This window comes from Pseudomonas sp. LBUM1661 (genome assembly GCF_059695925.1).
In genome coordinates, this window is sequence record NZ_CP166794.1 from 1,483,187 (window position 1) to 1,504,147 (window position 20,961).

The 20,961-nt window shown below is 61.2% G+C and carries 18 protein-coding genes and 1 pseudogene; 9 read left to right on the forward strand and 10 right to left on the reverse strand.

What is annotated here, in order from left to right; translation table 11 throughout:
* Positions 1–283: 283 nt before the first annotated feature.
* Genes emhC through emhA form a run of 3 tightly spaced genes read right to left on the reverse strand, consistent with a single transcriptional unit; the run spans position 284 to position 6,051 of the window.
* Positions 284–1,744, reverse strand: coding sequence for an efflux RND transporter outer membrane subunit EmhC (gene emhC, locus ACA057_RS06660; RefSeq protein WP_497346890.1), 1,461 nt, complete (start codon positions 1,742–1,744; stop codon positions 284–286).
* Entirely contained in the window at positions 1,741–4,890 is a 3,150-nt protein-coding gene (emhB, locus tag ACA057_RS06665) for an efflux RND transporter permease subunit EmhB (RefSeq protein WP_497346892.1), read from the reverse strand. Before emhB ends, emhC begins: the two co-directional genes overlap by 4 nt.
* Positions 4,891–4,893: 3 nt before the next feature.
* Positions 4,894–6,051, reverse strand: coding sequence for an efflux RND transporter periplasmic adaptor subunit EmhA (emhA, locus tag ACA057_RS06670; RefSeq protein WP_497346894.1), 1,158 nt, complete (start codon positions 6,049–6,051; stop codon positions 4,894–4,896).
* Positions 6,052–6,317: 266 nt separating this feature from the next.
* On the opposite strand from emhA, the gene emhR reads away from it, so the two are divergent.
* A complete protein-coding gene (emhR, locus tag ACA057_RS06675) occupies positions 6,318–6,950 on the forward strand; it encodes an efflux system transcriptional repressor EmhR (protein ID WP_497346896.1) in 633 nt (210 codons plus the stop codon).
* A 527-nt stretch (positions 6,951–7,477) separates the two neighbouring features.
* Here the strand turns inward: emhR and ACA057_RS06680 are convergent.
* From ACA057_RS06680 to ACA057_RS06700, 5 genes and pseudogenes are all read right to left on the reverse strand, one after another.
* A pseudogene (locus ACA057_RS06680) lies at positions 7,478–7,679 on the reverse strand (type II toxin-antitoxin system YafQ family toxin).
* A 76-nt stretch (positions 7,680–7,755) separates the two neighbouring features.
* Positions 7,756–7,917 (reverse strand): hypothetical protein, encoded by a 162-nt coding sequence (locus ACA057_RS06685; protein ID WP_497346898.1) that lies wholly within the window; start codon positions 7,915–7,917, stop codon positions 7,756–7,758.
* A 215-nt stretch (positions 7,918–8,132) separates the two neighbouring features.
* The gene (locus ACA057_RS06690) at positions 8,133–9,182 is read right to left on the reverse strand and encodes an alkene reductase (RefSeq protein WP_497346900.1); all 1,050 of its coding nucleotides are present in this window, start codon (positions 9,180–9,182) and stop codon (positions 8,133–8,135) included.
* 20 nt (positions 9,183–9,202) lie between these two features.
* Entirely contained in the window at positions 9,203–10,369 is a 1,167-nt protein-coding gene (locus ACA057_RS06695; RefSeq protein WP_497346902.1) for an MFS transporter, read from the reverse strand.
* Between the two features lie 3 nt (positions 10,370–10,372).
* On the reverse strand, positions 10,373–10,693 hold the full coding sequence (locus tag ACA057_RS06700) for an ArsR/SmtB family transcription factor (protein ID WP_497346904.1): 321 nt from the start codon (positions 10,691–10,693) through the stop codon (positions 10,373–10,375).
* 171 nt (positions 10,694–10,864) lie between these two features.
* On the opposite strand from ACA057_RS06700, the gene ACA057_RS06705 reads away from it, so the two are divergent.
* Positions 10,865–11,443, forward strand: coding sequence for an acyl carrier protein phosphodiesterase (locus tag ACA057_RS06705; protein ID WP_497346906.1), 579 nt, complete (start codon positions 10,865–10,867; stop codon positions 11,441–11,443).
* A gap of 106 nt (positions 11,444–11,549) precedes the next feature.
* On the opposite strand, the gene ACA057_RS06710 is transcribed toward ACA057_RS06705, so the two are convergent.
* A complete protein-coding gene (locus tag ACA057_RS06710) occupies positions 11,550–12,341 on the reverse strand; it encodes a lysophospholipid acyltransferase family protein (protein WP_497349830.1) in 792 nt (263 codons plus the stop codon).
* Complete coding sequence (gene olsB / locus ACA057_RS06715) at positions 12,341–13,096, reverse strand: L-ornithine N(alpha)-acyltransferase (protein ID WP_208671639.1); 756 nt, start codon at positions 13,094–13,096, stop codon at positions 12,341–12,343. Before olsB ends, ACA057_RS06710 begins: the two co-directional genes overlap by 1 nt.
* 155 nt (positions 13,097–13,251) lie before the next feature.
* Between olsB and ACA057_RS06720 the strand changes: the two genes are divergently transcribed.
* The 7 genes from ACA057_RS06720 (at position 13,252) to ACA057_RS06750 (ending at position 20,875) form a co-directional block, all read left to right on the forward strand.
* Positions 13,252–14,130: an acyl-CoA dehydrogenase middle domain-containing protein gene (locus ACA057_RS06720; RefSeq protein WP_497346908.1), complete on the forward strand. Its 879-nt coding sequence runs from the start codon at positions 13,252–13,254 to the stop codon at positions 14,128–14,130.
* 174 nt (positions 14,131–14,304) lie between these two features.
* Positions 14,305–15,399, forward strand: coding sequence for a serine hydrolase domain-containing protein (locus ACA057_RS06725; protein ID WP_497346910.1), 1,095 nt, complete (start codon positions 14,305–14,307; stop codon positions 15,397–15,399).
* Positions 15,396–15,725 (forward strand): amidase, encoded by a 330-nt coding sequence (locus ACA057_RS06730; RefSeq protein ID WP_497346911.1) that lies wholly within the window; start codon positions 15,396–15,398, stop codon positions 15,723–15,725. The genes ACA057_RS06725 and ACA057_RS06730 overlap by 4 nt, the downstream gene beginning before the upstream one ends.
* A 296-nt stretch (positions 15,726–16,021) precedes the next feature.
* The gene (locus tag ACA057_RS06735; protein ID WP_497346913.1) at positions 16,022–17,197 is read left to right on the forward strand and encodes a M20 aminoacylase family protein; all 1,176 of its coding nucleotides are present in this window, start codon (positions 16,022–16,024) and stop codon (positions 17,195–17,197) included.
* An 81-nt stretch (positions 17,198–17,278) separates the two neighbouring features.
* Entirely contained in the window at positions 17,279–18,589 is a 1,311-nt protein-coding gene (locus ACA057_RS06740) for a citrate-proton symporter (RefSeq protein ID WP_497346915.1), read from the forward strand.
* Complete coding sequence (locus ACA057_RS06745; protein WP_497346917.1) at positions 18,586–20,034, forward strand: amidase; 1,449 nt, start codon at positions 18,586–18,588, stop codon at positions 20,032–20,034. Before ACA057_RS06740 ends, ACA057_RS06745 begins: the two co-directional genes overlap by 4 nt.
* 70 nt (positions 20,035–20,104) lie before the next feature.
* Entirely contained in the window at positions 20,105–20,875 is a 771-nt protein-coding gene (locus tag ACA057_RS06750; protein ID WP_497346919.1) for an IclR family transcriptional regulator, read from the forward strand.
* Positions 20,876–20,961: the final 86 nt, after the last annotated feature.

Consider the following 20,961-nt stretch of genomic DNA (forward strand, 5'->3'; position numbering starts at 1 on the left):
TGCGACGAATGGTGCGGGGAATGGACTGGATGGTTCAATCGGTGAAAGCGGGTTTTGGGCGATTATCGAACGTAAGATTGGCCTGAGTTTTGTGGTGTTTGTGCGGGCCTCATCGCGGGCAAGCCCGCTCCCACAGGTTTTGCGGGGGGCGAAAAATGTGTGTTCGACACGGACAGTGTGGGAGCTGGCTTGCCTGCGATGAGGCCTGTATGACCAATACTTCTTTCCCCGCAGTCAATAAAAAGCCCACCAAGAGGTGGGCTTTTTATGTTTCAACGCGCTATCAGAACATCTTCATCTTCGGCGCATCTTCTTTCAACGGTTCAACCTTCGCCGTCTGTTCGTTCCAGCCACCGCCCAGTGCCTTGTACAAATTCACCTGGCTGACCAGCTGCGCCAAACGATCAGTGATCAGCACCTGTTGAGCACTGAACAGCTGACGCTGGGCATCGAGGAAGGTCAGGTTGCTGTCGACACCGATGCGGTAACGACGCTCGGCCAGGCGGTAGTAGTCCTGGTTGGCGGTGACGAAGTCACGCTGCGCCTTCAATTGCTCGGTGTAGGTCTGGCGGGCGGCCAGGCCGTCGGCGACTTCCTGGAAGGCCGTTTGAATGGACTTCTCGTAGTTCGCCACGCCGATGTCTTTCTGGATTTTCGAGTAATCCAGGCTGGCGCGCAGGCTGCCGGCGTTGAAGATCGGCAGGTTGATCTGCGGCTGGAACAACCAAGTGCCCGAACCGCCCTTGAACAGGCCGGACAGGTCCGGGCTCAAGGAGCCGGCGTTGGCCGTCAGGCTGATGCTCGGGAAGAATGCCGCCCGCGCCGCACCGATGTTGGCGTTGGCAGCCTTCAGGTTGTATTCCGCCTGAAGGATGTCCGGACGACGTTGCAGCAAGTCCGACGGCAGGCCCGGCGGTACGTCGCTCAGCAGGTCGTCAGCCAGCGGCTTGGCCGCTTGCAGATTGGCCGGGACACCGGTGCCGAGCAGCAGCACCAGGCTGTTTTCATCCTGGGCCACTTGACGGGTGTACTTCGCCAGTTGCGCACGGGCGTTTTCCACCGAGGTGCGCGACTGGGCGAGGTCCAGCGCCGAGGCGACACCCACTTCGTTGCTGCGTGCGGTGAGCTTGTAGCTCTCCTCGAACGCACCGAGGGTGTCCTGGGTCAGTTTCAGCAGTTCCTTGTCGGCCTGCCAGGTCAGATAGGCATTGGCCACGCTGGCCACCAGGCTGATCTGGGTACTGCGACGACCTTCTTCAGTGGCGAAGTACTTCTGCAGCGCTTCTTCACTGAGGCTACGAACCCGACCGAACAGGTCGAGTTCATAAGCGCTGATGCCGACGGTGGCCGAGTAGGAACTGGTGATCCCCGCTTCACCGGTCTGCGAGGCCCGTGCCGGGACGCGTTGACGGCTGCCGGTGCCATTGGCGGAAACAGCCGGGAACAGATCGGCACGCTGGACGCGGTACTGAGCCGCGAACGCGTCGATGTTCAGCGCCGCGACACGCAGGTCACGGTTGTTTTCCAGCGCGACCTGGATCAGCTGTTGCAGCGCCGGGTCATGGAAAAACTGCTTCCAGCCTTGCTCCGCAGCGGCCTGATTCGGCGCCTGGGCCGGCGAGTACGCCGGGCCTTGCGGGTATTGACCTGCCACCGGTGCTTCAGGCTGCTGATAATCGGGAATCAGCGAGCAGCCACCGAGCACGAATGCGGCGACAACTAGGGAGAGTAGCGACTTGCTCATTGGCCAGCCTCTTTAGGAGTTTCAGTTGCATCATCCGGGTCGACGATTTTGCGCTGACCGATGGACGACACGGTGACGAAGAACAGCGGGACCCAGAAGATCGCCAGGACCGTGGCCGTGAGCATACCGCCAATCACCCCGGTACCGATCGCATGTTGGCTACCCGAACCTGCACCCGTGGAAATGGCCAGTGGTACCACACCGAGGACGAAGGCGAGCGAGGTCATGATGATCGGTCGCAAACGCATCCGGCAGGCTTCGATCGCGGCGTCGCGCAGGCTACGCCCTTGTTCATGCAGTTCCTTTGCAAATTCGACAATCAGAATGGCGTTTTTCGCCGCCAGGCCGATGGTCGTCAACAGGCCCACCTGGAAATACACGTCGTTGGACAGGCCCCTCAGGCTGGTCGCCATCAGCGCACCGATAATCCCCAACGGCACCACCAACATCACCGCAATCGGGATCGACCAGCTTTCGTACAACGCCGCCAGACACAGGAACACCATCAGCAGCGACAACGCATACAACGCTGGCGCTTGCGAACCGGACAGACGTTCCTCGTAGGACAGACCGGTCCAGGAAATACCGACACCGGCCGGCAGTTTCTTGGCCAGGGCTTCGACTTCGGCCATGGCTTCACCGGTGGAATAGCCGGGCGCCGGGGCACCGAGGATTTCCATCGCTTCTACGCCGTTGTAACGCGACAGCTTCGGCGCACCGTAGATCCACTCACCCTTGGCGAAGGCCGAGAAGGGCACCATGGTGCCGGCGCTGTTGCGCACATACCATTTCTTGATGTCTTCCGGGCTCATGCGCGAGCCGGGTTGGCCTTGCACGTAAACCTTCTTCACCCGACCGCGGTCGATGAAGTCGTTGACGTAGCTACTGCCCAGGGCAATCGACAAGGTGCTGTTGATGTCGGTGAGGGTAATGCCCAGGGCACTGGCCTTCTCGTCATCGATTTCCAGCTGGTATTGCGGTTCATCGTTCAGGCCGTTCGGACGCACCTGATAGAGCACTTTGCTCTGTGCGGCCATGCCGAGGAACTGGTTTCGCGCCTCCATCAACTTGTCGTGACCGATACCGGCACGGTCTTGCAGGAACACGTCGAAACCGGTGGCGTTACCCAATTCCAGTACCGCCGGTGGCGCGAAGGCAAACACCATGGCGTCGCGGAAGCTGAAGAAGTGTTGCTGGGCGCGGGCGGCGAGTTTGAACACGCTGTTTTCCGCATCGCGCTGGTCCCACGGCTTGAGCATGATGAACGCCAGACCGGAGCTTTGGCCGCGACCGGCGAAGTTGAAGCCGTTAACGGTGAACACCGAAGCCACCGCGCTGGACTCTTTATCCAGCAAGTAGGAACGCATCTGGTCGATCACCACCTGCGTCCGCTGGGCACTGGAACCGGCCGGGGTCTGCACTTGGGCAAACAGTACGCCTTGGTCCTCTTCCGGCAGGAACGCCGTTGGGATGCGGGTGAACAGCCAGACCATACCGACCAGGATGATCACGTAGGCCAGCAGGTACGGCGCCTTGTTGGTGAGCATGTTGCCCACGCCACGCTCATAGCTTTTGACGCCACGGTCGAAGCTGCGGTTGAACCAGCCGAAGAAGCCGCGTTTCGGCGTGCCGTGCTCGCCTTTCGGAATTGCCTTGAGCATGGTGGCGCAGAGTGCCGGGGTGAAGATCAGTGCAACCAGTACCGACAAGGCCATGGCCGAGACGATGGTGATCGAGAACTGCTTGTAGATCACACCGGTAGAGCCGCTGAAGAACGCCATCGGCAACAGTACCGCCGAGAGCACCAGGGCAATACCGACCAGCGCACCCTGGATCTGCCCCATGGATTTCTTGGTGGCCTCCTTGGGTGACAAGCCTTCTTCACTCATCACCCGTTCGACGTTTTCCACCACGACGATGGCATCGTCCACCAGCAAGCCGATGGCCAACACCATACCGAACATGGTCAGGGTGTTGATGCTGAAACCGAAGGCCGCGAGGATCCCGAACGTACCGAGCAATACCACCGGCACGGTCATCGTGGTGATGACGGTGGCGCGGAAGTTTTGCAGGAACAGGAACATCACCAGGAACACCAGCACGATCGCTTCGACCAGGGTTTCAACCACGCCCTTGATCGACTCGGTCACCACCGGGGTGGTGTCGTACGGGAACACCACTTCCATCCCTTGCGGGAAGAACGGCTTGAGCGTGTCGATGGTCTTGCGCAGGGCTTTGGCGGTGTCGAGGGCGTTGGCACCGTTGGCCAGTTTTACCGCCAGACCGGAGGCCGGTGCGCCGTTGAACTGGGCGTTGATGCTGTAGTTCTCGCCACCCAGGCCAACGTCGGCGACGTCGGACAGGCGCACTTGCGAGCCATCCTTGTTGACCTTGAGCAGGATCTTGTTGAACTGCTCGGCGGTCTGCAAGCGGGTCTTGCCGATGATCGTGGCGTTCAATTGCTGGCCGGGTGCCGCTGGCAAACCGCCCAGTTGGCCGGAAGAGACCTGGATGTTTTGTGCCGCGATGGCGGCCTTTACATCCACCGGGGTCAGGCTGAAATTATTCAGCTTGGCCGGGTCGAGCCAGACGCGCATGGCGTACTGCGAACCGAAGACCTGGAAGTCACCGACACCGGCGGTCCGCGAGATCGGGTCCTGCATGTTCGACACGATGTAGTTGGACAGGTCGTCCTTGGTCATGCTGCCGTCACGCGACACCACGCCGATCACCAGCAGGAAGTTTTTCACTGCCTTGGTCACGCGGATGCCCTGTTGCTGCACTTCTTGCGGCAGCAGCGGGGTGGCCAGGTTCAGTTTGTTCTGGACCTGAACCTGTGCGGTATCGGAGTTGGTGCCCTGCTCGAAGGTCGCGGTAATGGTCATGCTGCCGTCGGAGTTACTTTCCGAGGAGACATAACGCAGGTTGTCGATACCGTTGAGCTGTTGCTCGATCACTTGCACCACGGTGTCCTGCACGGTTTGTGCGGACGCGCCTGGGTAAGTCACCTGGATCGCAATGGCCGGCGGCGCAATGCTTGGGTATTGGTTGATCGGCAGTTTGAGAATCGATAGTGCCCCGACCAGCATGATCACGAGGGCAATTACCCAGGCGAAAATCGGACGGTCGATAAAAAATCTAGACATGGTTTACTCCCCTTTGCCGCTGGAAGCCTTGTCAGCTGCCTGTGCGGGGGCCGGGTTCTTTGCGCCAACGTTAGTCGCTTCACTGGCGTTGACTTCGACGCCAGGTTTGACGAATTGCAGCCCTTCGGTGATCAGGCGATCGCCAGCCTTCAGGCCGTCTTCGATCAGCCACTGGCTGCCGACGGTGCGGCTGGCCTTGAGCTGACGCAGTTCGACCTTGTTGTCCGGACCGACGACCAGTGCGGTCGGCATGCCTTTGAGGTCTCGGGTCACGCCTTGTTGCGGGGCCAGGATCGCTGCAGCGTTCACGCCGGCTTGCAATTGGGCGTGAACGAACATGCCCGGTAGCAGCGTGTGGTCAGGGTTGGGGAACACGGCGCGCAGGGTGACGGAACCGGTGGTCTGGTCAACCGAGACTTCGGAGAACTCGAGCTTGCCTTCCTGCTTGTACTGGCTGCCGTCTTCCAGGGTCAGCTTGACCGCTGCCGCGTTTTCGCCGGATTTTTGCAGACGGCCGCTTTCCAGTTCGCGACGCAACTGCAGCAGTTCCACCGAAGACTGGGTGACGTCGACGTAGATCGGGTCGAGTTGCTGGATCACTGCCATCGCGTCGACCTGGCCGCTGGTCACCAGCGCACCTTCGGTCACGTTCGAACGGCCGATGCGGCCGGAGAGCGGTGCGTAGACCTTGGTGTAGCGCACGTTGATCTGGGCGGTTTGCAGGGCGGCTTCCGATTGCAAGCGGTTAGCCAGCGCCGTGTCGTATTCCTGACGGCTCACGGCCTGTTCATTGACCAGTTGCTTGTAGCGATCCGAGATCGACTTGGTCTGTTGCAGGTTGGCTTCGGCGCTTTTCAGGGTGGCTTCATAAACGGCTGGATCGATCTGATACAGCTGCTGACCGGCCTTGACGTCGCCGCCTTCCTTGAACAGACGCTTGAGGATGATGCCGTTGACCTGTGGGCGAACTTCGGCGATGCGGTACGCACTGGTGCGGCCCGGAAGTTCGGAGGTCAGGGTAAAGGCTTGAGGTTGCAGGGTGACGACGCCGACCTGAGGGGGCGGTGCGGCAGGCGCCGCTTCTTCCTTTTTACATCCGCTGAGCAGCGATGCCAGGGCGACGGCGGTGACCAGAGCGGTAACAGCTGGCTTGAATTGCATGAAAATCCTCGGGTCAGGCGCGCAAATGACGCACTCGAAATGTGGAAGGGTAAAAAAATGTGCGCTGAGTGGATAAGTAGCTTGCTAAGCAATATACTTACGTTCATGGTTGTTTGTAAACACCTTGGCTGCGTACCCACTCCGTTACAAAAGCCGTTCAAAGGTTGGAATTGTATGCCGGTGACGACGCCCAAGAGCGTTCGCTCCACTTTTATTCAGCGGATGTTCAGGCATCGCTGAAGCATCCTGATTGAGGTTGTACTGCCATGGTCCGTCGCACCAAAGAGGAAGCCCAAGAAACCCGCAGCCAGATACTCGAAGCCGCGGAAAAAGCCTTTTACGAGCGGGGCGTGGCGCGCACGACGCTGGCGGATATCGCGACCCTGGCCGGCGTCACGCGCGGGGCCATTTACTGGCATTTCAGCAACAAGGCGGATCTGGTCCAGGCCATGCTCGATACCTTGCATGAGCCGCTGGATGAAATGGCCAGAGCCAGCGAGAGCGAAGACGAACTCGACCCGCTGGGCTGCATGCGCAAGTTGCTGATTCATTTGTTTCATCAAGTTGCCCTGGACCCGAAAACCCGACGCATCAATGAGATTCTGTTTCATAAGTGCGAATTCACCGATGAAATGTGCGACCTGCGTCAGCAGCGCCGTACCGCGAACCGGGATTGCAATGTGCATATCGAACTGGCGTTACGCAATGCGGTGAATCGCGGGCAATTGCCGGAAAATCTCGACACCGCCCGCGCGGCCATCAGCATCCATGCGTACATCGATGGCATCCTGTATCAGTGGCTGCTGGCTCCTGACAGTTTTGAGCTGCACACCGAAGCCGAGCGTTGGGTCGATACAGGGCTGGACATGCTGCGCTTGAGCCCCAGCCTGCGCAAATGAAACAAAATACGCAGTTGGGTCCGCTTGCTTCATGGTTTGAGGCGAGTGGAGACCTGTCCTTGGTCCGCCTTGTCGTAATGGGATGCTTTTATATACGGACGCTGGGCAGGTTGATAGGTAGTGAACTACGTATTTTGTACGAATTTTGTGTCGATTCTGTGAGCGACTTGCTCGCGATGGACTTATAGACACCGCGTTTTTCCTGTTAAAACGCGCCATCATTGACGTTCTTCGCGAGCAAGCTCGCTCCTACACGGGAGCTCATACCCCCAATCAGGCCGGCCTGCAGGCCGCCGTGCTTTCGATCTTGATGCACCGCCACCTCGAGGGCACGCCGAGCCTAGGCGAGGCACCGAACGAAAGGGGCAAGAGCGCTTGGTTACTTGGCGCTTTTCCAAGTGACCCGCCGTAAGGGCGGAACCAATAGCAGTCGTGACCGCAGAAACGGATATGCCCCCAATCAAGCCCCTGCTTAGCCCACTAAGTGCACGGCATTACGAACCAGACGGAGCTTGTGCTTAGAGTCGCTACTTGAACAGTTCGGAATGACTGCCGAGATCAACAAATGTGATCAGATCGAGACGCGTCTGCTCATAAATCAGCAAAAAGTCGCCGCCAATATGACACTCTCGAAACCCAGTCCAATCCCCCGTCAGCGCATGATCCAGGTACTCGGCCGACAGCGGCTCTCCCAAAAAGAGTGACCATTACCTGACGAACTTCATTCATGTCACGGCGTCCGGCGCGCTTGTAACGTTCCCACGATTTCTTGAATTCCGACGTTTGTGCGCACTGCTTAGGCAGCTCAGCGCGCTTTTGCTTTCTCTCCGGTTTCGCCATCAGCGTCCCTCAGCATGTCGTCTATCGAGTCGAACCGATGGCGAATTTCTCGGGCTTGCCTCATGGCGCGGGCCGTTTTATCCGAAGGAACGCGGCAATGCAGGACTTTGGTTTTCAATGCATCCATGGAAATCACCTCATCGTTGATGTGTAGCTACATTGGCGCTACCTCGAGCATTGTGGGGATTAAACACACAATGAAAATCAGCCCGATCCCTTTCCTGCATGAGAACGTTCCCATTCCAACGCAGGAAAAAGCTGATGCCCTCGAACGCCAATCCGCACCCACAAAAAAGCCCCAACTCTCTCGAGCCGGGGCTTTTGCGTTTCAGTAGCTGACGATTACAACGTCGGGTAGTCGATGTAGCCAACCGGGCCTTTGGCGTAGAACAGTTCCGGACGCGCCTCATTCAACGGCGCATCGGCTTTCAAACGTGCCGGCAAATCCGGGTTGGCAATGAACGGCACGCCGAAGGCGACCGCGTCGGCCTTGCCGCTGGCCAGCCAGGCGTTGGCGCTGTCCTTGGTGAAGCGTTCGTTGATGATGTACGGACCGCCGAAGGCTTCTTTGAGTTGCGGGCCGAGGCTGTCGGCGCCTTCTTTCTCGCGGGAGCAGATGAACGCGATGCCACGTTTGCCCAGTTCGCGAGCGACGTAGGTGAAGGTTTCGCCGAGGTTGTCGTCGCCCATGTCATGGGAATCGGCACGCGGTGACAAGTGCACACCGACGCGGCCAGCGCCCCAGATTTCGATCGCGGCGTCGGTCACTTCCAGCAACAGGCGTGCACGGTTTTCCAGGGAGCCACCGTAGTGGTCGGTGCGCTGGTTGGTGCTGCTTTGCAGGAACTGGTCGAGCAGGTAACCGTTGGCACCGTGGATTTCCACACCGTCGAAACCGGCCGCCTTGGCGTTCTCGGCACCCACGCGATAAGCGTCGACGATGTCGGCGATTTCAGCGGTTTCCAGGGCGCGCGGGGTCGGGTAGTCGGACAGTGGGCGAACCAGGCTGACGTGACCTTTTGGCTGGATGGCGCTCGGTGCGACCGGCGCTTCGCCGTTCAGGTACGACTCATGGGAAACCCGGCCGACGTGCCACAGTTGCAGGAAAATCTTGCCGCCCGCGCCGTGGATCGCTTTGGTCACGTTGCTCCAGCCACGCACTTGGTCGTTGGACCAGATGCCCGGGGTGTCCGGGTAACCGACGCCCATCGGCGTAACCGACGTGGCTTCGCTGAGGATCAGGCCGGCCGAGGCGCGTTGTACGTAGTATTCGGCCATCAGCGCGTTCGGCACACGGCCTTCGTCGGCGCGGCAGCGGGTCAGCGGCGCCATGATGATGCGGTTGGCCAACTCGAGGTCGCCCAGTTTGATCGGATCGAAAATAGTCGTCATGAAGTACAACCCTCGTGAGGTTAGTGGGTAGCAGGGGCCAGTTCGGGATTACCGCTCTGGCGGAAAGTAATCAGGGTCACCAGCAGGGCAAGTACCGCCAGTACGGCTGCGGCGAGTGGCACGCTGGTCAGGCCGAAGCCGTGGGCGATCACGCTGCCGCCGACCCAGGCACCGAGTGCGTTGCCGACGTTGAACGCGCCGATGTTCAGGGTCGACACCAGGTTCGGTGCGGCCTTGCCGTAGGTCACCACGTTCACTTGCAGGGCGGGTACGGCGGCAAAGCACGCCGTGGCCCAGAGGAACAGGGTGATTTCGGTCGGGATCAGGGCGACGCTGGTCCAGGTCAGCACCGTGGAGACCACCGCCATGGTGATGAACACGCCGATCAGCGTTGCCGCCATGCCTTTGTCCGCCAGCTTGCCGCCGATGATGTTGCCAACGGTCAGGCCCAGGCCGATGAGCATCAGGGTCCAGGTCACACCGCGTGGTGAGACGCCGGTGACTTCGCCGAGCAGCGGCGCAACATAGGTGAACAGGGTGAAGACCGATGCGGCGAACAGCGCGGTCATGCTCAGCGACAGCCAGATACCGGCGCCTTTGAGGGCGCGCAGTTCGGCGCGCATGTCGAGTTTTTCTTCATCGCGCTTGGCCGGCAGGAAACGGATCAGGCCGATCAGCGCAATCACACCGATCACGGTCACTGCCCAGAAGGTCGAGCGCCACCCGGCTTGCTGACCGAGTGCAGTGCCCAGCGGAACGCCGAGGACGTTGGCCAGGGTCAGACCGGTGAACATCAGGGCCACGGCCGAAGCGCGCTTGTTGGCCGGCACCAGGCCTGCCGCGACCACCGAACCGATGCCGAAGAACGCGCCGTGGCACAGGGCCGTGACCACACGGGCAAACATCAGCACGTTGTAGTCACTGGCCACTGCGCAGAGCAGGTTGCCGACGATGAAAATGCCCATCAACGCTACCAAGGCGGCCTTGCGCGGCAGTTTGGCGGTGGCCAGTGCCATGAACGGCGCACCGATGGCCACGCCCAGGGCGTAACCGGTCACCAGCCAGCCGGCGCCGGGGATCGACACACCGAGGTCGGCCGCCACATCAGGCAGCAAGCCCATGATGACGAATTCCGTGGTGCCGATGGCGAAGGCGCTCAAGGCCAGGATGAGTAGCGAGAGGGGCATTGTTTAAGTCCTTGTCGGAGCGCTGAGCTCCTTGACGATGGCGTCGAGGAACGCCTGGATCACGTCCTCGTTGCGTTTGAAAAAGTGCCATTGACCGGCTTTCTGGCTGCTGATCAGTCCCGCACGTTGCAAGTTCGCCAAATGGGCGGACACGGTCGACTGCGACAGGCCGCAGCGTTGGTCGATCTGTCCGGCGCAAATGCCGTACTCGTGGTTGTGAATCTGTTCCGGGAACTGCGACTTGGGGTCTTTCAGCCAGGTGAGGATGTCTCGGCGTACTGGGTGTGCCAGGGCTTTTATTATTTCGTCGAGGTCGATGGTCATGGGTTTGGGCTCGTGATGAGTAAAACGTTATATCGCGATGAGGCGAACTTTAAATCGGTACTTCGCGATATACCAATATGATTTTGGTCTGACGACCGCGTAAATCGGTATATCGGGTTATAACGATACGTAGGTTGTAAAGATATCAGGCCGCAGTGCTAAGCTGCGCCCATGAACTATCTCGCACATCTTCACCTCGGTGGCCAGCGCCCCGGTCAATTGCTCGGCAGTCTGTACGGCGATTTCGTCAAAGGGCGGCTGCAAGGGCAGTTCGATCCGGAGGTCGAAGCCGCTATCCAGCTGCACCGCAGCATTGACGTGTTTACCGACCGTCATCCGTTGGTGGATGTCGCGTTGTCACGGTTTTCCATGACACGCCGACGTTACGCCGGGATCGTGCTCGACGTGTTTTTCGATCACTGCCTGGCGCGGGACTGGACGCTTTACTCGGATCAGCCGCTGGAGCAGTTCACCTCGGACGTGTACCGGGTGCTGTCCACAGAGGCGCAATTGCCAGAACGCCTGGCAAGGATCGCGCCGCACATGGTGGCCAATGACTGGTTGGGTTCTTACCGGGAATTCGCGGTGCTAGAGCAGGTGCTGGGGGGCATTTCACGCAGGCTCACACGGCCCGAAGAACTGGCTGCCGCGATGCAGGAATTGCGGGTGTTGTATGAGCCGTTGAGCGAGGACTTTCGGGTGTTCTACCCGCAGCTTCAGGATTTCGCCCAAAACTACCCAACGACATAAACCAATGTGGGAGCGGGCTTGCCCGCGATTGCGGTATGTCATTCAGCATCATTGTTGAATGTTAAGCCGCTATCGCGGGCAAGCCCGCTCCCACAGGGATGTGTGTTTACGCTGCGATGGCGGGGCGCATCGGCGCTTGCTGGGTTTCCGGAATCGCCCCAAACAACGCCCTTTGCACCGCCTGCTGTGCCTCGAACGCCAGCGCCGCACGCTCGCGACCTTCGCAGGCGATCGGCTTGAGCAGATGAATCTCCACGTCCCCGCGATCATTGGCGAACAACCGCATCAGGTGCGAGAGCAAATCGTCATCGCCAATAAACGGTGCCAGCGAATCGAGCTCACCGTCGCGCAGATAACGAATCGCCACTGGCTGCAACTTCACTTCGGAATCAATCGCCGCTGACAGCAAGCGACCATGGAAGGTGCGCAGCGAACGGCCATCGGTGGTGGTGCCTTCCGGGAACATCAGCAGCGGATGTTCTTGCTGCAGATGGCGGGTCATCTGCTTGCGGATCAACTGACTGTCGCCCGAGCCACGACGGATAAACAGGCTGCCGGCCTTGGCCGCGAGCCAACCGGCGACGGGCCAGGTGCGCACTTCGGCCTTGGACAGAAACGACAAGGGCGTGAGCATGCCCAGCAGCGGGATGTCGGTCCACGACACATGATTACTGACCCAGAGCATCGGCGCCTTCGGCAACTCGCCGTGCACCTTGACTTTAAAGGGCAGGGCGTTGCTCAACCGCGCCATGAAGAACCGCGACCAGCGCTGGCGGCGGACCATCGAATGAGCGATCCCCAAGCGTTCGAACAGGCCGAACACACTGGCCATGGTCAACCCCAGCGTGACCACCACCAGCACTCGCGCAATCCGCGCGTACACCCGCAACCGGCTCATCATACGGCCGCCTTGAAGTGTTTGGCGTAACGCGGGCAGAGCTCGTCACGCTTGAGCAGAATGAACACGTCGGCGACCTGGAAGTCTTCGTCCCAGCATGGCTCGCCGCAGATCTTCGCGCCCAGGCGCATGTAGGCCTTGAGCAGCGGCGGCATTTCGGCGATGACGTTGGACGGGATGTCCAGGACCGGCAGCGGTTTTTTCGGCTCGGCCCGCAAGTGTTCGGTGCACAGGTAGCGTTCGCGCAGGCGCTGCATGATCGCGTGGGCCTGAATGCCGCCGTCCTGCATCGGGATGCTCGCGCACCCCATCAAATAGCTGTAGCCGCCCTGGTTCAGCACTTCGGCCAGTTCACCCCAGAGCACGGCAATAGTGCCGCCGTTGCGGTAGGCCGGGTCGACGCAGGTACGACCGATTTCGAGGATCGGGCCCTTCAAATGAACCAGGCCGTGCAGGCTGAATTCTTCTTCGCTGTAGAACTTGCCCAGGCTGCTGGCGGCCGTGTGGTCGAGCAAACGGGTAGTCGCCACCAGGCGTCCGGTGTTCAAGTCGCGCACGCCGATGTGGGCGCAGTGAACATCATAATCATCCATGTCCAGACCCAGTTCAGCACCTTTGAGTTTGGCGTTGAATTCGCCGCTGAACACGTTGAAGCGCAGGGCCTGGGCTTCCTGCAAGGCCTCGGCGCCCACCAGGCGTTCGGCTTGCAGGCGGCGTTCGTTGCCGGTGTCGCTGATGCGGGCGATCTGAGTCATTGGGAATCTCCGTGCGGGTTGTTCACCCGTCTTGGGCTATAGCCGATCGACTTTCTTTATGCAGCCGTGTTGTGCAAAGTCAGGCTATGTAGCCCCGGTGTCACCGCCATGAAGCTTTGGTGATGCTTATATGACAGCCCACAAGGAGCCTCTTTATGCCCTGGCAAACCCTGTTGAATCGCCGCGAACGCCTGCCTGCCAACCCGGACCTGGCGGAAGGTTTCGCGACCTTGTTGCATCAGTTGGGGACTGTCACGCCGTTCGAGCTGGCGGTGGTTGGCGCACGCTTGATGGCAACGCCGGGGCTGGCGTTTCTGGTGGGGTATCAGGCGGCGTTGCGCATGCTGTGGCCGAGTGCGCCGCTGAGCCTCGGCGCGTTATGCGCCACCGAACAGCGCAGCCTGCGGGTGGCGGACATGCAGACGCGCCTCAGCGATTTGCGGGTGAGCGGGCGCAAGGATTTCGTCACGGCCGGCGATGCCGCCGACTGGCTGTTGATCGCGGCCCGCAGTGAAGCCCCCGACGCCGATCCGCGCCTGAGCCTGGCGGTGGTCTATCCCGGCGAACCGGGCGTGCGCGTGGAAAAACTCCCGGCCATTGCGCTGATGCCGGACATCAGCCATGGCCGGTTGTTTCTGGATAACGCGCAGTGCGAATTGCTCGCGGGGGACGGCTGGGAGGCGTACGTCAAACCGTTCCGCACCCTTGAAGATATTTATGTGCTGAGCGCCATGACGGCCTGGCTGTATGGCGTCGGCCAGGACAGTGACTGGCCGCAAACTTTGCAGCTGCGTTTGCTGGCGCTGCTGGCCGGGTGCGCGGAAGTCAGCCGGCAAGCCCCGAACAACCCGGCCGGGCATGTGTTGCTCGGTGGCTTGTTTGCGCAGTTCGATGGGCTCAAGGCTGACCTCAATGAAGCCTTGGCCGATGGTCCGCCGCAATGGGCGGCGATGTGGGGGCGCGATCAGGCGGTGATGGAATTGGCGGCGGGGGCGCGGGGCAAGCGGTTGGTCAAGGCGTTGGCGGCGATCTGACGGGCCTCTTGGCGAGCAAGCCCGCTCCCACATTCAACCGAGTTCTTGCAGAAAGAATGCGATCAAATGTGGGAGCGGGCTTGCCCGCGAAGGCGGCCTCAACAACAACACAACTTTCAAAACTGTCATCAACCTCAACTAGGCTCAGCACGTTCATCCCTCCGAGCCCCCACCATGTCCAAAGGCTTGTCCCTGATTTTCATGCTGCTGCTCAGCCTCCCAGCCCACGCCGAAAACTGGCCGGCCGAGCAATGGTCGACCGGCCCGACCGTCACCGGCCCGGCGCTGCAAGCCCTGGAAAACTACGCCTTTCCACCCCGCGACGAAACGACCCGCCAAGGCATCCGCACCGACGCCTTGCTGGTGATCCATGACGGGCAACTGATCTACGAACGCTACGCCGGCCCGACCCGCGTCGACACCCCGCACCTGACCTGGTCGATCAGTAAAAGCCTGATGGCGGCGGTCCTCGGGGTGGCTTACGGCGAAGGTCTGTTCAAACTCCAGGACCCGGTGCTGAAATTCTATCCAGCACTGGCAAAACACCCCGCCCTGAGCATGGCCGATCTGCTGCACTGGGCCTCGGGCCTGGACTGGCAGGAAGACTATGAATACGCGCCGTTGAAGTCGTCTGTAGTCGCCATGCTCTACACCCGGGGTCATCAGGACATGGCCGCATACACCGCTGGCCACGACGAATACGCCCAACCCGGTCAGGCATTCCGCTACTCCAGCGGCGACAGCAATGTGCTCTCCGCCGCGCTGAAAACCATCGTCGGCCCGGCACGTTATCCGGACTATCCCTGGACGGCGCTGTTCGAGCCGTTAGGGATTCGCCACGCTGTCTGGGAAACCGACGCGACGGGCACCTTTGTCGCGTCGTCCTACGCCTACCTCACCGCCAGGGACCTGGCGCGAGTCGGCCTGTTGATGGCCCGCGACGGTCGGTGGGGCGATCGGCAACTGCTGCCCAAAGACTGGGTCGCGTTCAACCGCGAGCCGTTCGCCCACTATCACGCCAATGCGGACGATGCTGTCCCCGGCGGTCATTGGTGGCTCAATCGAATGGTGGAGGGCGCGGCAAAACCCTGGCCCGATGCTCCCGCCGATACCTTCGCTGCGCTGGGCCATTGGGGTCAGGCGATGTACGTGATTCCCAGTGAACACCTGGTGATCGTGCGCTACGGCGATGACCGGGACGGCAGTTACCGGCACAACCAATTACTCAAACTCGCACTCAAGGCCTTTGCCGCGAAGGTGCAGCCATGAACCGTCGCAGCGTTGTTCGCCGCCGACCGTTCAGCACGCTGTTGTTGGTCCTGCTGATCGCCTTGCTCGGCTGGATCTGGCACGAGCGCGTGGCGCTGTGGGCGTTCCCGGACATCATCAGCGCGTACACCGCCAAGGAATATTGTTCGTGCCGGTACGTGATGAACAACGACGCCGCGTATTGCCACAGTTATGTGAAGCAGTGGCTGGCCTTCAGCGGTTTTACCGATGACAGTGCCAGCAAGCGCGTGACCGTCAGCGGGATGGGGCGCAGCAACAGTGCGGTATGGATCAATGATCGCCAAGGCTGCCGACTGAATCCCTGACGCAAAACCCTGTGGGAGCGGGCTTGCCCGCGAAAGCGTCGGCAGCCTCAATGCAAGCGGTGCGGCTGCCATTGCATTCGCGGGCAAGCCCGCTCCCACAGGGAATTTGGTTTGAGCAAGATTTGTGATCAACCCCACCCGACGGGCGCCTCAGGTTCCACGCAGTGGAACCACATTCGATTGTCCTCGCGCGCGACTCGCGGTTATCTGGCGGTGAGCGCGACCTGCCTTGATGTGTCGCGAAATCGCAGCGAACAAAAAGAACGGGAATACACCCGGCACGAGGACAAATCTTCATGACCCGACATCAGCACATCCTTGCCTGGCTCAGCGACGTGGCCAGCGACCTGCACGCCACCCGCCAGGACATCCACGCCCACCCGGAACTCGGCTTCGAGGAAAATCGCACCTCGGCACTGGTGGCCAAATCCCTGGAAGAATGGGGTTATGAGGTACACACCGGCATCGGTAAGACCGGTGTGGTCGGCGTCCTGCGCAACGGCAGCAGTTCACGCAAGTTGGGGCTGCGGGCCGACATGGACGCCTTGCCGATCATCGAAAATACCGGCACGCCGTACAGCAGCCGCCATCAGGGCTGCATGCACGCCTGCGGTCATGACGGCCACACCACAATGCTGTTGGGCGCGGCGCGTTACCTGGCGGCGACCCGTCAGTTCGACGGCACCCTGACCCTGATTTTCCAGCCCGCCGAAGAAGGCCAGGGCGGCGCCGAAGCGATGCTCGCCGATGGCCTGCTGGAACGCTTTCCCTGCGACGCGCTTTTCGGCATGCACAACATGCCGGGTTTGCCGGCCGGTCACTTGGGCTTTCGCGAAGGGCCGATGATGGCTTCCCAGGATTTGCTCACCGTCACCATTGAAGGCGTCGGCGGGCACGGCTCGATGCCGCATCTGTCGGTCGATCCGCTGGTGGCGGCGGCCAGCGTGGTCATGGCCCTGCAAACCGTGGTCGCGCGCAACATCGATGCGCAGCAAGCGGCGGTGGTGACGGTCGGTGCGTTGCAGGCCGGGGAGGCGGCCAACGTCATTCCGCAGCAGGCGATCCTGCGCCTGAGCCTGCGCGCGCTGAACGCAGAGGTGCGTGAGCTGACCCTCGAACGGGTGCGCGCGATCATCGAATCCCAGGCCCGCAGTTTCGGTTGCAGCTCGCGCATCGAACATCGTCCGGCCTATCCGGTGTTGGTCAACCACGCCGCCGAAACCGAGTTCGCCCGGCAGGTCGGCGTCGAGCTGCTCGGCGCTGACGCCGTGGACGGCAACACGCCCAAACTGATGGGCAGCGAAGACTTCGCCTGGATGCTGCAACGCTGCCCCGGCGCTTACCTGTTCATCGGCAACGGCATCTCGCGGCCGATGGTCCACAACCCCGGCTACGACTTCAACGACGACATCCTGCTGACCGGCGCGGCGTATTGGGGCGCGCTGGCGGAGAGCTGGCTCAAGCCCGCCTGACGATCGCACTTTCTACTGCCGCTGGATCGGGCGCGCTTCGTTGCGCCCGCAATCACCCAACAGGTTTTTGGAGAGTTCCCCATGCAGACTTCGAGCACAGGCGTTTCGCGCACCCGGCAGGTGGTCGCGGCCGTCATCGGCAATGCCCTGGAATGGTATGACTTCATCGTTTATGGCTTTCTGGCGAGCATCATCGCCCGGCAGTTTTTCCCGTCCGAGGACGAATACGCCTCCTTGCTGATGGCCCTGGCGACCTTTGGCGTCGGGTTTTTCATGCGCCCGGTGGGTGGCATTTTGTTGGGCATGTATTCCGACCGCAAAGGACGCAAAGCGGCCATGCAGATGATCATCCGCCTGATGACGGTGTCCATCGCGCTGATCGCCTTCGCGCCGAATTACGCCGCGATCGGCATGGGCGCGCCGCTGTTGATCGTGGTTGCGCGAATGCTTCAGGGGTTCGCCACGGGCGGTGAATACGCCAGTGCCACGGCGTTCCTGGTGGAAAGCGCACCGGCAGACAAAAAGGGGTTGTACGGTTCCTGGCAATTGGTCGGGCAATGCCTGGCGGTGTTTTCCGGGGCAGGGATGGTGGCGTTGTTCACCCATCTGCTGTCTCCCGAGGCGCTGGACAGTTGGGGCTGGCGGATTCCGTTCATGATCGGTTTGCTGATCGGCCCGGTGGGCTTGTGGATTCGCAAGCACATGGAGGAACCGGAAGAATTTCTCGAGGCGCGCAGACAGGCCAAAGGCGCGAGCCCGACCTTGCTGCAGGTGATCCGCGAACATCGGCGCAGCATTTTGGTGTCGATGGGCTTGGCGTGTGGCGCGACGGTGTCGTTTTACGTGGTGCTGGTGAACATGCCGACCTTTGCCCACAAGAACCTCGGCTTGCCGCTGGATCAGGTGCTGTTGGTGCAGATGCTCGCCGTGGCCGTGATGACCGTGGTCATTCCGTTATCCGGTGCGCTGTCGGACCGGCTTGGTCGACGCCCGGTGTTGATGGCGTTCACCTTGGCGTTTTTTCTGATGGTTTATCCACTGTATGTCTGGGTCGCGGCGGCGCCATCGGTGGAGCGTCTGCTTATCATGCAGCTCTTGTTATGCAGCGCGATTGGCGGCTTCTACGGCCCGGCACCGACAGCGCTGGCCGAGCAGTTCCCCATCGAAGTGCGCTCCACCGGGGTGTCGGTGGCCTACAACGTCGCGGTCATGGTCTTCGGCGGGTTCGCGCCGCTGATCGTCACCTGGCTCAGCAAGGCGCTGGCCACCCCCGTGGCGCCGGCCTTCTACGTACTGTTCGCTTGCGTGCTGACGCTGTTGGGCACCTACTGCATGCATGAAGTACCACGGGCCAGGAAATCCACTGCACTTAATCTTGAGGTGAAACCTTGAGCATCAACCCGATTGTTGAACTGGACGCCGATGCGTTGTCCCGAGCCATTCATGCGCGGCAGGTGTCTTGCCGAGAAGTGATGCAGGCCTACCTGGTGCAAATCGAGCGCTTCAATCCGCAGGCCAACGCGCTGGTGTCGCTGCGCCCGGCCGAGGAGTTGCTGGCCGAAGCCGATGCCTGCGACCGACAACTGGATCAGGGCCAGTCTCGCGGCTGGATGCACGGCATGCCGCAAGCCATCAAGGACCTGGCGGCCACCGCTGGACTGCGCACGACCATGGGCTCGCCGCTGTTCGCCGAGCAAGTCCCGCAGCAAGACGCCATCAGCGTTGCACGGGTTCGCGATTGTGGGGCGATCATCATCGGCAAGACCAACGTTCCGGAATTCGGCCTCGGTTCGCAGACCTACAACAGCGTGTTCGGCACCACCACCAACGCCTACGACCCGGCGCTGGTCGCCGGTGGCAGCAGCGGCGGGGCGGCGGTGGCACTGGCGTTGCGCATGCTGCCGGTGGCCGACGGCAGCGATATGATGGGCTCGCTGCGCAACCCGGCAGCGTTCAATAACGTGTTCGGTTTTCGCCCGTCACAGGGCCGCGTGCCCCACGGCCCGGCGCCGGACGTGTTCGTCCAGCAACTGGCCACCGAAGGGCCGATGGGCCGCAGCGTCACCGATGTTGCCCGCTTGCTGAGCACGCAGGCCGGTTACGACGCACGTGTGCCGTTGTCGCTCACGCAGCCCCCGCAGATCTTTGCCGAACCCTTGGCGAAGGATTTCAGCGACGTGCGGATCGGCTGGCTGGGTGACTACAACGGCTATCTGCCCATGGACGATGGCGTGTTGAGCCTGTGCGAATCGGCACTGAAAGATTTCACCGCGCTGGGTTGCAAGGTCGAAGCCTGTCAGCCGGATTTCTCCATGGAGCGCTTGTGGCAGACCTGGCTGGTGCACCGGCACTGGCTGGTGCAGGGCAGCCTCGGCGCGTTGTATGCCGACCCGCAAAAACGCGACTTGCTCAAACCCGAGGCGCAATGGGAAATCGAGGGCGGGTTGCGGCTGACGGCGGCGGATGTTTACCAGGCTTCGGTCAGTCGCAGCGACTGGTATCGGGCGTTGAGCGCGTTGTTCGAACGTTACGATTTTCTGCTGTTGCCCACCGCCCAAGTGTTCCCTTTTGATGCACAAACTCCGTGGCCGCGTGTCGTTGGTGGGCGGAGCATGGACACTTATCATCGCTGGATGGAGGTCGTCATCGGCCCGACCCTGGCCGGGTTGCCGAGCATGAATGTGCCGGTGGGGTTCAACCCGGCCGGGTTGCCCATGGGCCTGCAAATCATTGGCCCGGCCCAGGCTGACCTGGCCGTGTTGCAACTGGCGTTCGCCCATGAGCAGTTGACTCAATGGGTCAAACGTCGGCCACCCGGTTGTCTGCAAAACGCTTGAGAGCAATTGACGGGCCCGCATCTTGCTGCGAAAAGCGATCATCCGTTGCGGGCAAAGGGAGGTCGAATCCATGGACAGCAAGGCAGAAACCGGCAGCGTACGTTCCGTTGAGCGCGCTTTAGCGATTGTCGAGTTGCTGGGCGAGCATCAGGCATTGGGGCTGGAGGAGTTGCATTACCTGACGTCCCTGCCCAAGGCCACGGTGTCGCGCATGTTGCTGACCTTGCAGGAGCAAGGCTGGATCTATCGCGGCTTGAGCGACCGGCGTTATCGGCTGTGCGCCAAGCGCCTGTTCGGCGATAGCCAACAGCGGTTCAAGCGGCGCCTGGTGGAAAGCGCTGCGCCGCTGTTGCTCGAGTTGAGCGAGCGCACCGGGTTGGTGGCCGACCTGTCGAGCTTCGACGGCGAGCGCGTGGAAGTCATGGAAAGCGCGATCCCCACGGTGCTGCGCAAGCGCTACCCGAACAACTGCCAGATCGTCGGCCAGCACGCCAGCCTGTTTCATTCGGCCATGGGCCGGGCGTGCCTGGGCGAACTGGCAACCCATGAAGTGGAACGCCTGGCTGGCCGTGAACGGTTGACCGACGAGACCCTCTTCCGCGCCAGTGAACAAGCGTTGCACCAAGGCTTTGGCCAGCGCACCGAAGGTTACTGGGAATACCCGGTGCGCCTGCCGTTCCTGATTCGCGCGGTGGCGCTGCCGATTCATGCCGACGGCCGACTGGTCGGCAGCATGGCGCTGCACTGGCCAATGGATCAGGCCCCGGTAGAGCGAGTACTCAGCCTGCACCTCAGCAGCCTGGCCGCCACCATCGGCGACGTGCAACACGCATTAGCCTGACCCACGACCTGTAGCAGCAGGCTTCGCCAGCTGCTACAAGTTTGCGTTGGCTCACGGGCGGCGTTTGTGCAGAAATCAGGCGCGGT

Bases quoted from the DNA above. Each gene is read 5' to 3' on its own strand.
- ACA057_RS06750 (WP_497346919.1), top strand. From the start codon at position 20,105: ATGGACAGCAAGGCAGAAACCGGCAGCGTACGTTCCGTTGAGCGCGCT.
- emhC (WP_497346890.1), bottom strand. From the start codon at position 1,744: ATGAGCAAGTCGCTACTCTCCCTAGTTGTCGCCGCATTCGTGCTCGGT.
- ACA057_RS06735 (WP_497346913.1), top strand. From the start codon at position 16,022: ATGACCCGACATCAGCACATCCTTGCCTGGCTCAGCGACGTGGCCAGC.
- ACA057_RS06695 (WP_497346902.1), bottom strand. From the start codon at position 10,369: ATGCCCCTCTCGCTACTCATCCTGGCCTTGAGCGCCTTCGCCATCGGC.
- olsB (WP_208671639.1), bottom strand. From the start codon at position 13,096: ATGACTCAGATCGCCCGCATCAGCGACACCGGCAACGAACGCCGCCTG.
- ACA057_RS06705 (WP_497346906.1), top strand. From the start codon at position 10,865: ATGAACTATCTCGCACATCTTCACCTCGGTGGCCAGCGCCCCGGTCAA.
- emhR (WP_497346896.1), top strand. From the start codon at position 6,318: ATGGTCCGTCGCACCAAAGAGGAAGCCCAAGAAACCCGCAGCCAGATA.
- ACA057_RS06685 (WP_497346898.1), bottom strand. From the start codon at position 7,917: ATGGATGCATTGAAAACCAAAGTCCTGCATTGCCGCGTTCCTTCGGAT.
- ACA057_RS06690 (WP_497346900.1), bottom strand. From the start codon at position 9,182: ATGACGACTATTTTCGATCCGATCAAACTGGGCGACCTCGAGTTGGCC.
- ACA057_RS06725 (WP_497346910.1), top strand. From the start codon at position 14,305: ATGTCCAAAGGCTTGTCCCTGATTTTCATGCTGCTGCTCAGCCTCCCA.
- emhA (WP_497346894.1), bottom strand. From the start codon at position 6,051: ATGCAATTCAAGCCAGCTGTTACCGCTCTGGTCACCGCCGTCGCCCTG.
- ACA057_RS06700 (WP_497346904.1), bottom strand. From the start codon at position 10,693: ATGACCATCGACCTCGACGAAATAATAAAAGCCCTGGCACACCCAGTA.
- emhB (WP_497346892.1), bottom strand. From the start codon at position 4,890: ATGTCTAGATTTTTTATCGACCGTCCGATTTTCGCCTGGGTAATTGCC.
- ACA057_RS06730 (WP_497346911.1), top strand. From the start codon at position 15,396: ATGAACCGTCGCAGCGTTGTTCGCCGCCGACCGTTCAGCACGCTGTTG.
- ACA057_RS06740 (WP_497346915.1), top strand. From the start codon at position 17,279: ATGCAGACTTCGAGCACAGGCGTTTCGCGCACCCGGCAGGTGGTCGCG.
- ACA057_RS06720 (WP_497346908.1), top strand. From the start codon at position 13,252: ATGCCCTGGCAAACCCTGTTGAATCGCCGCGAACGCCTGCCTGCCAAC.
- ACA057_RS06710 (WP_497349830.1), bottom strand. From the start codon at position 12,341: ATGAGCCGGTTGCGGGTGTACGCGCGGATTGCGCGAGTGCTGGTGGTG.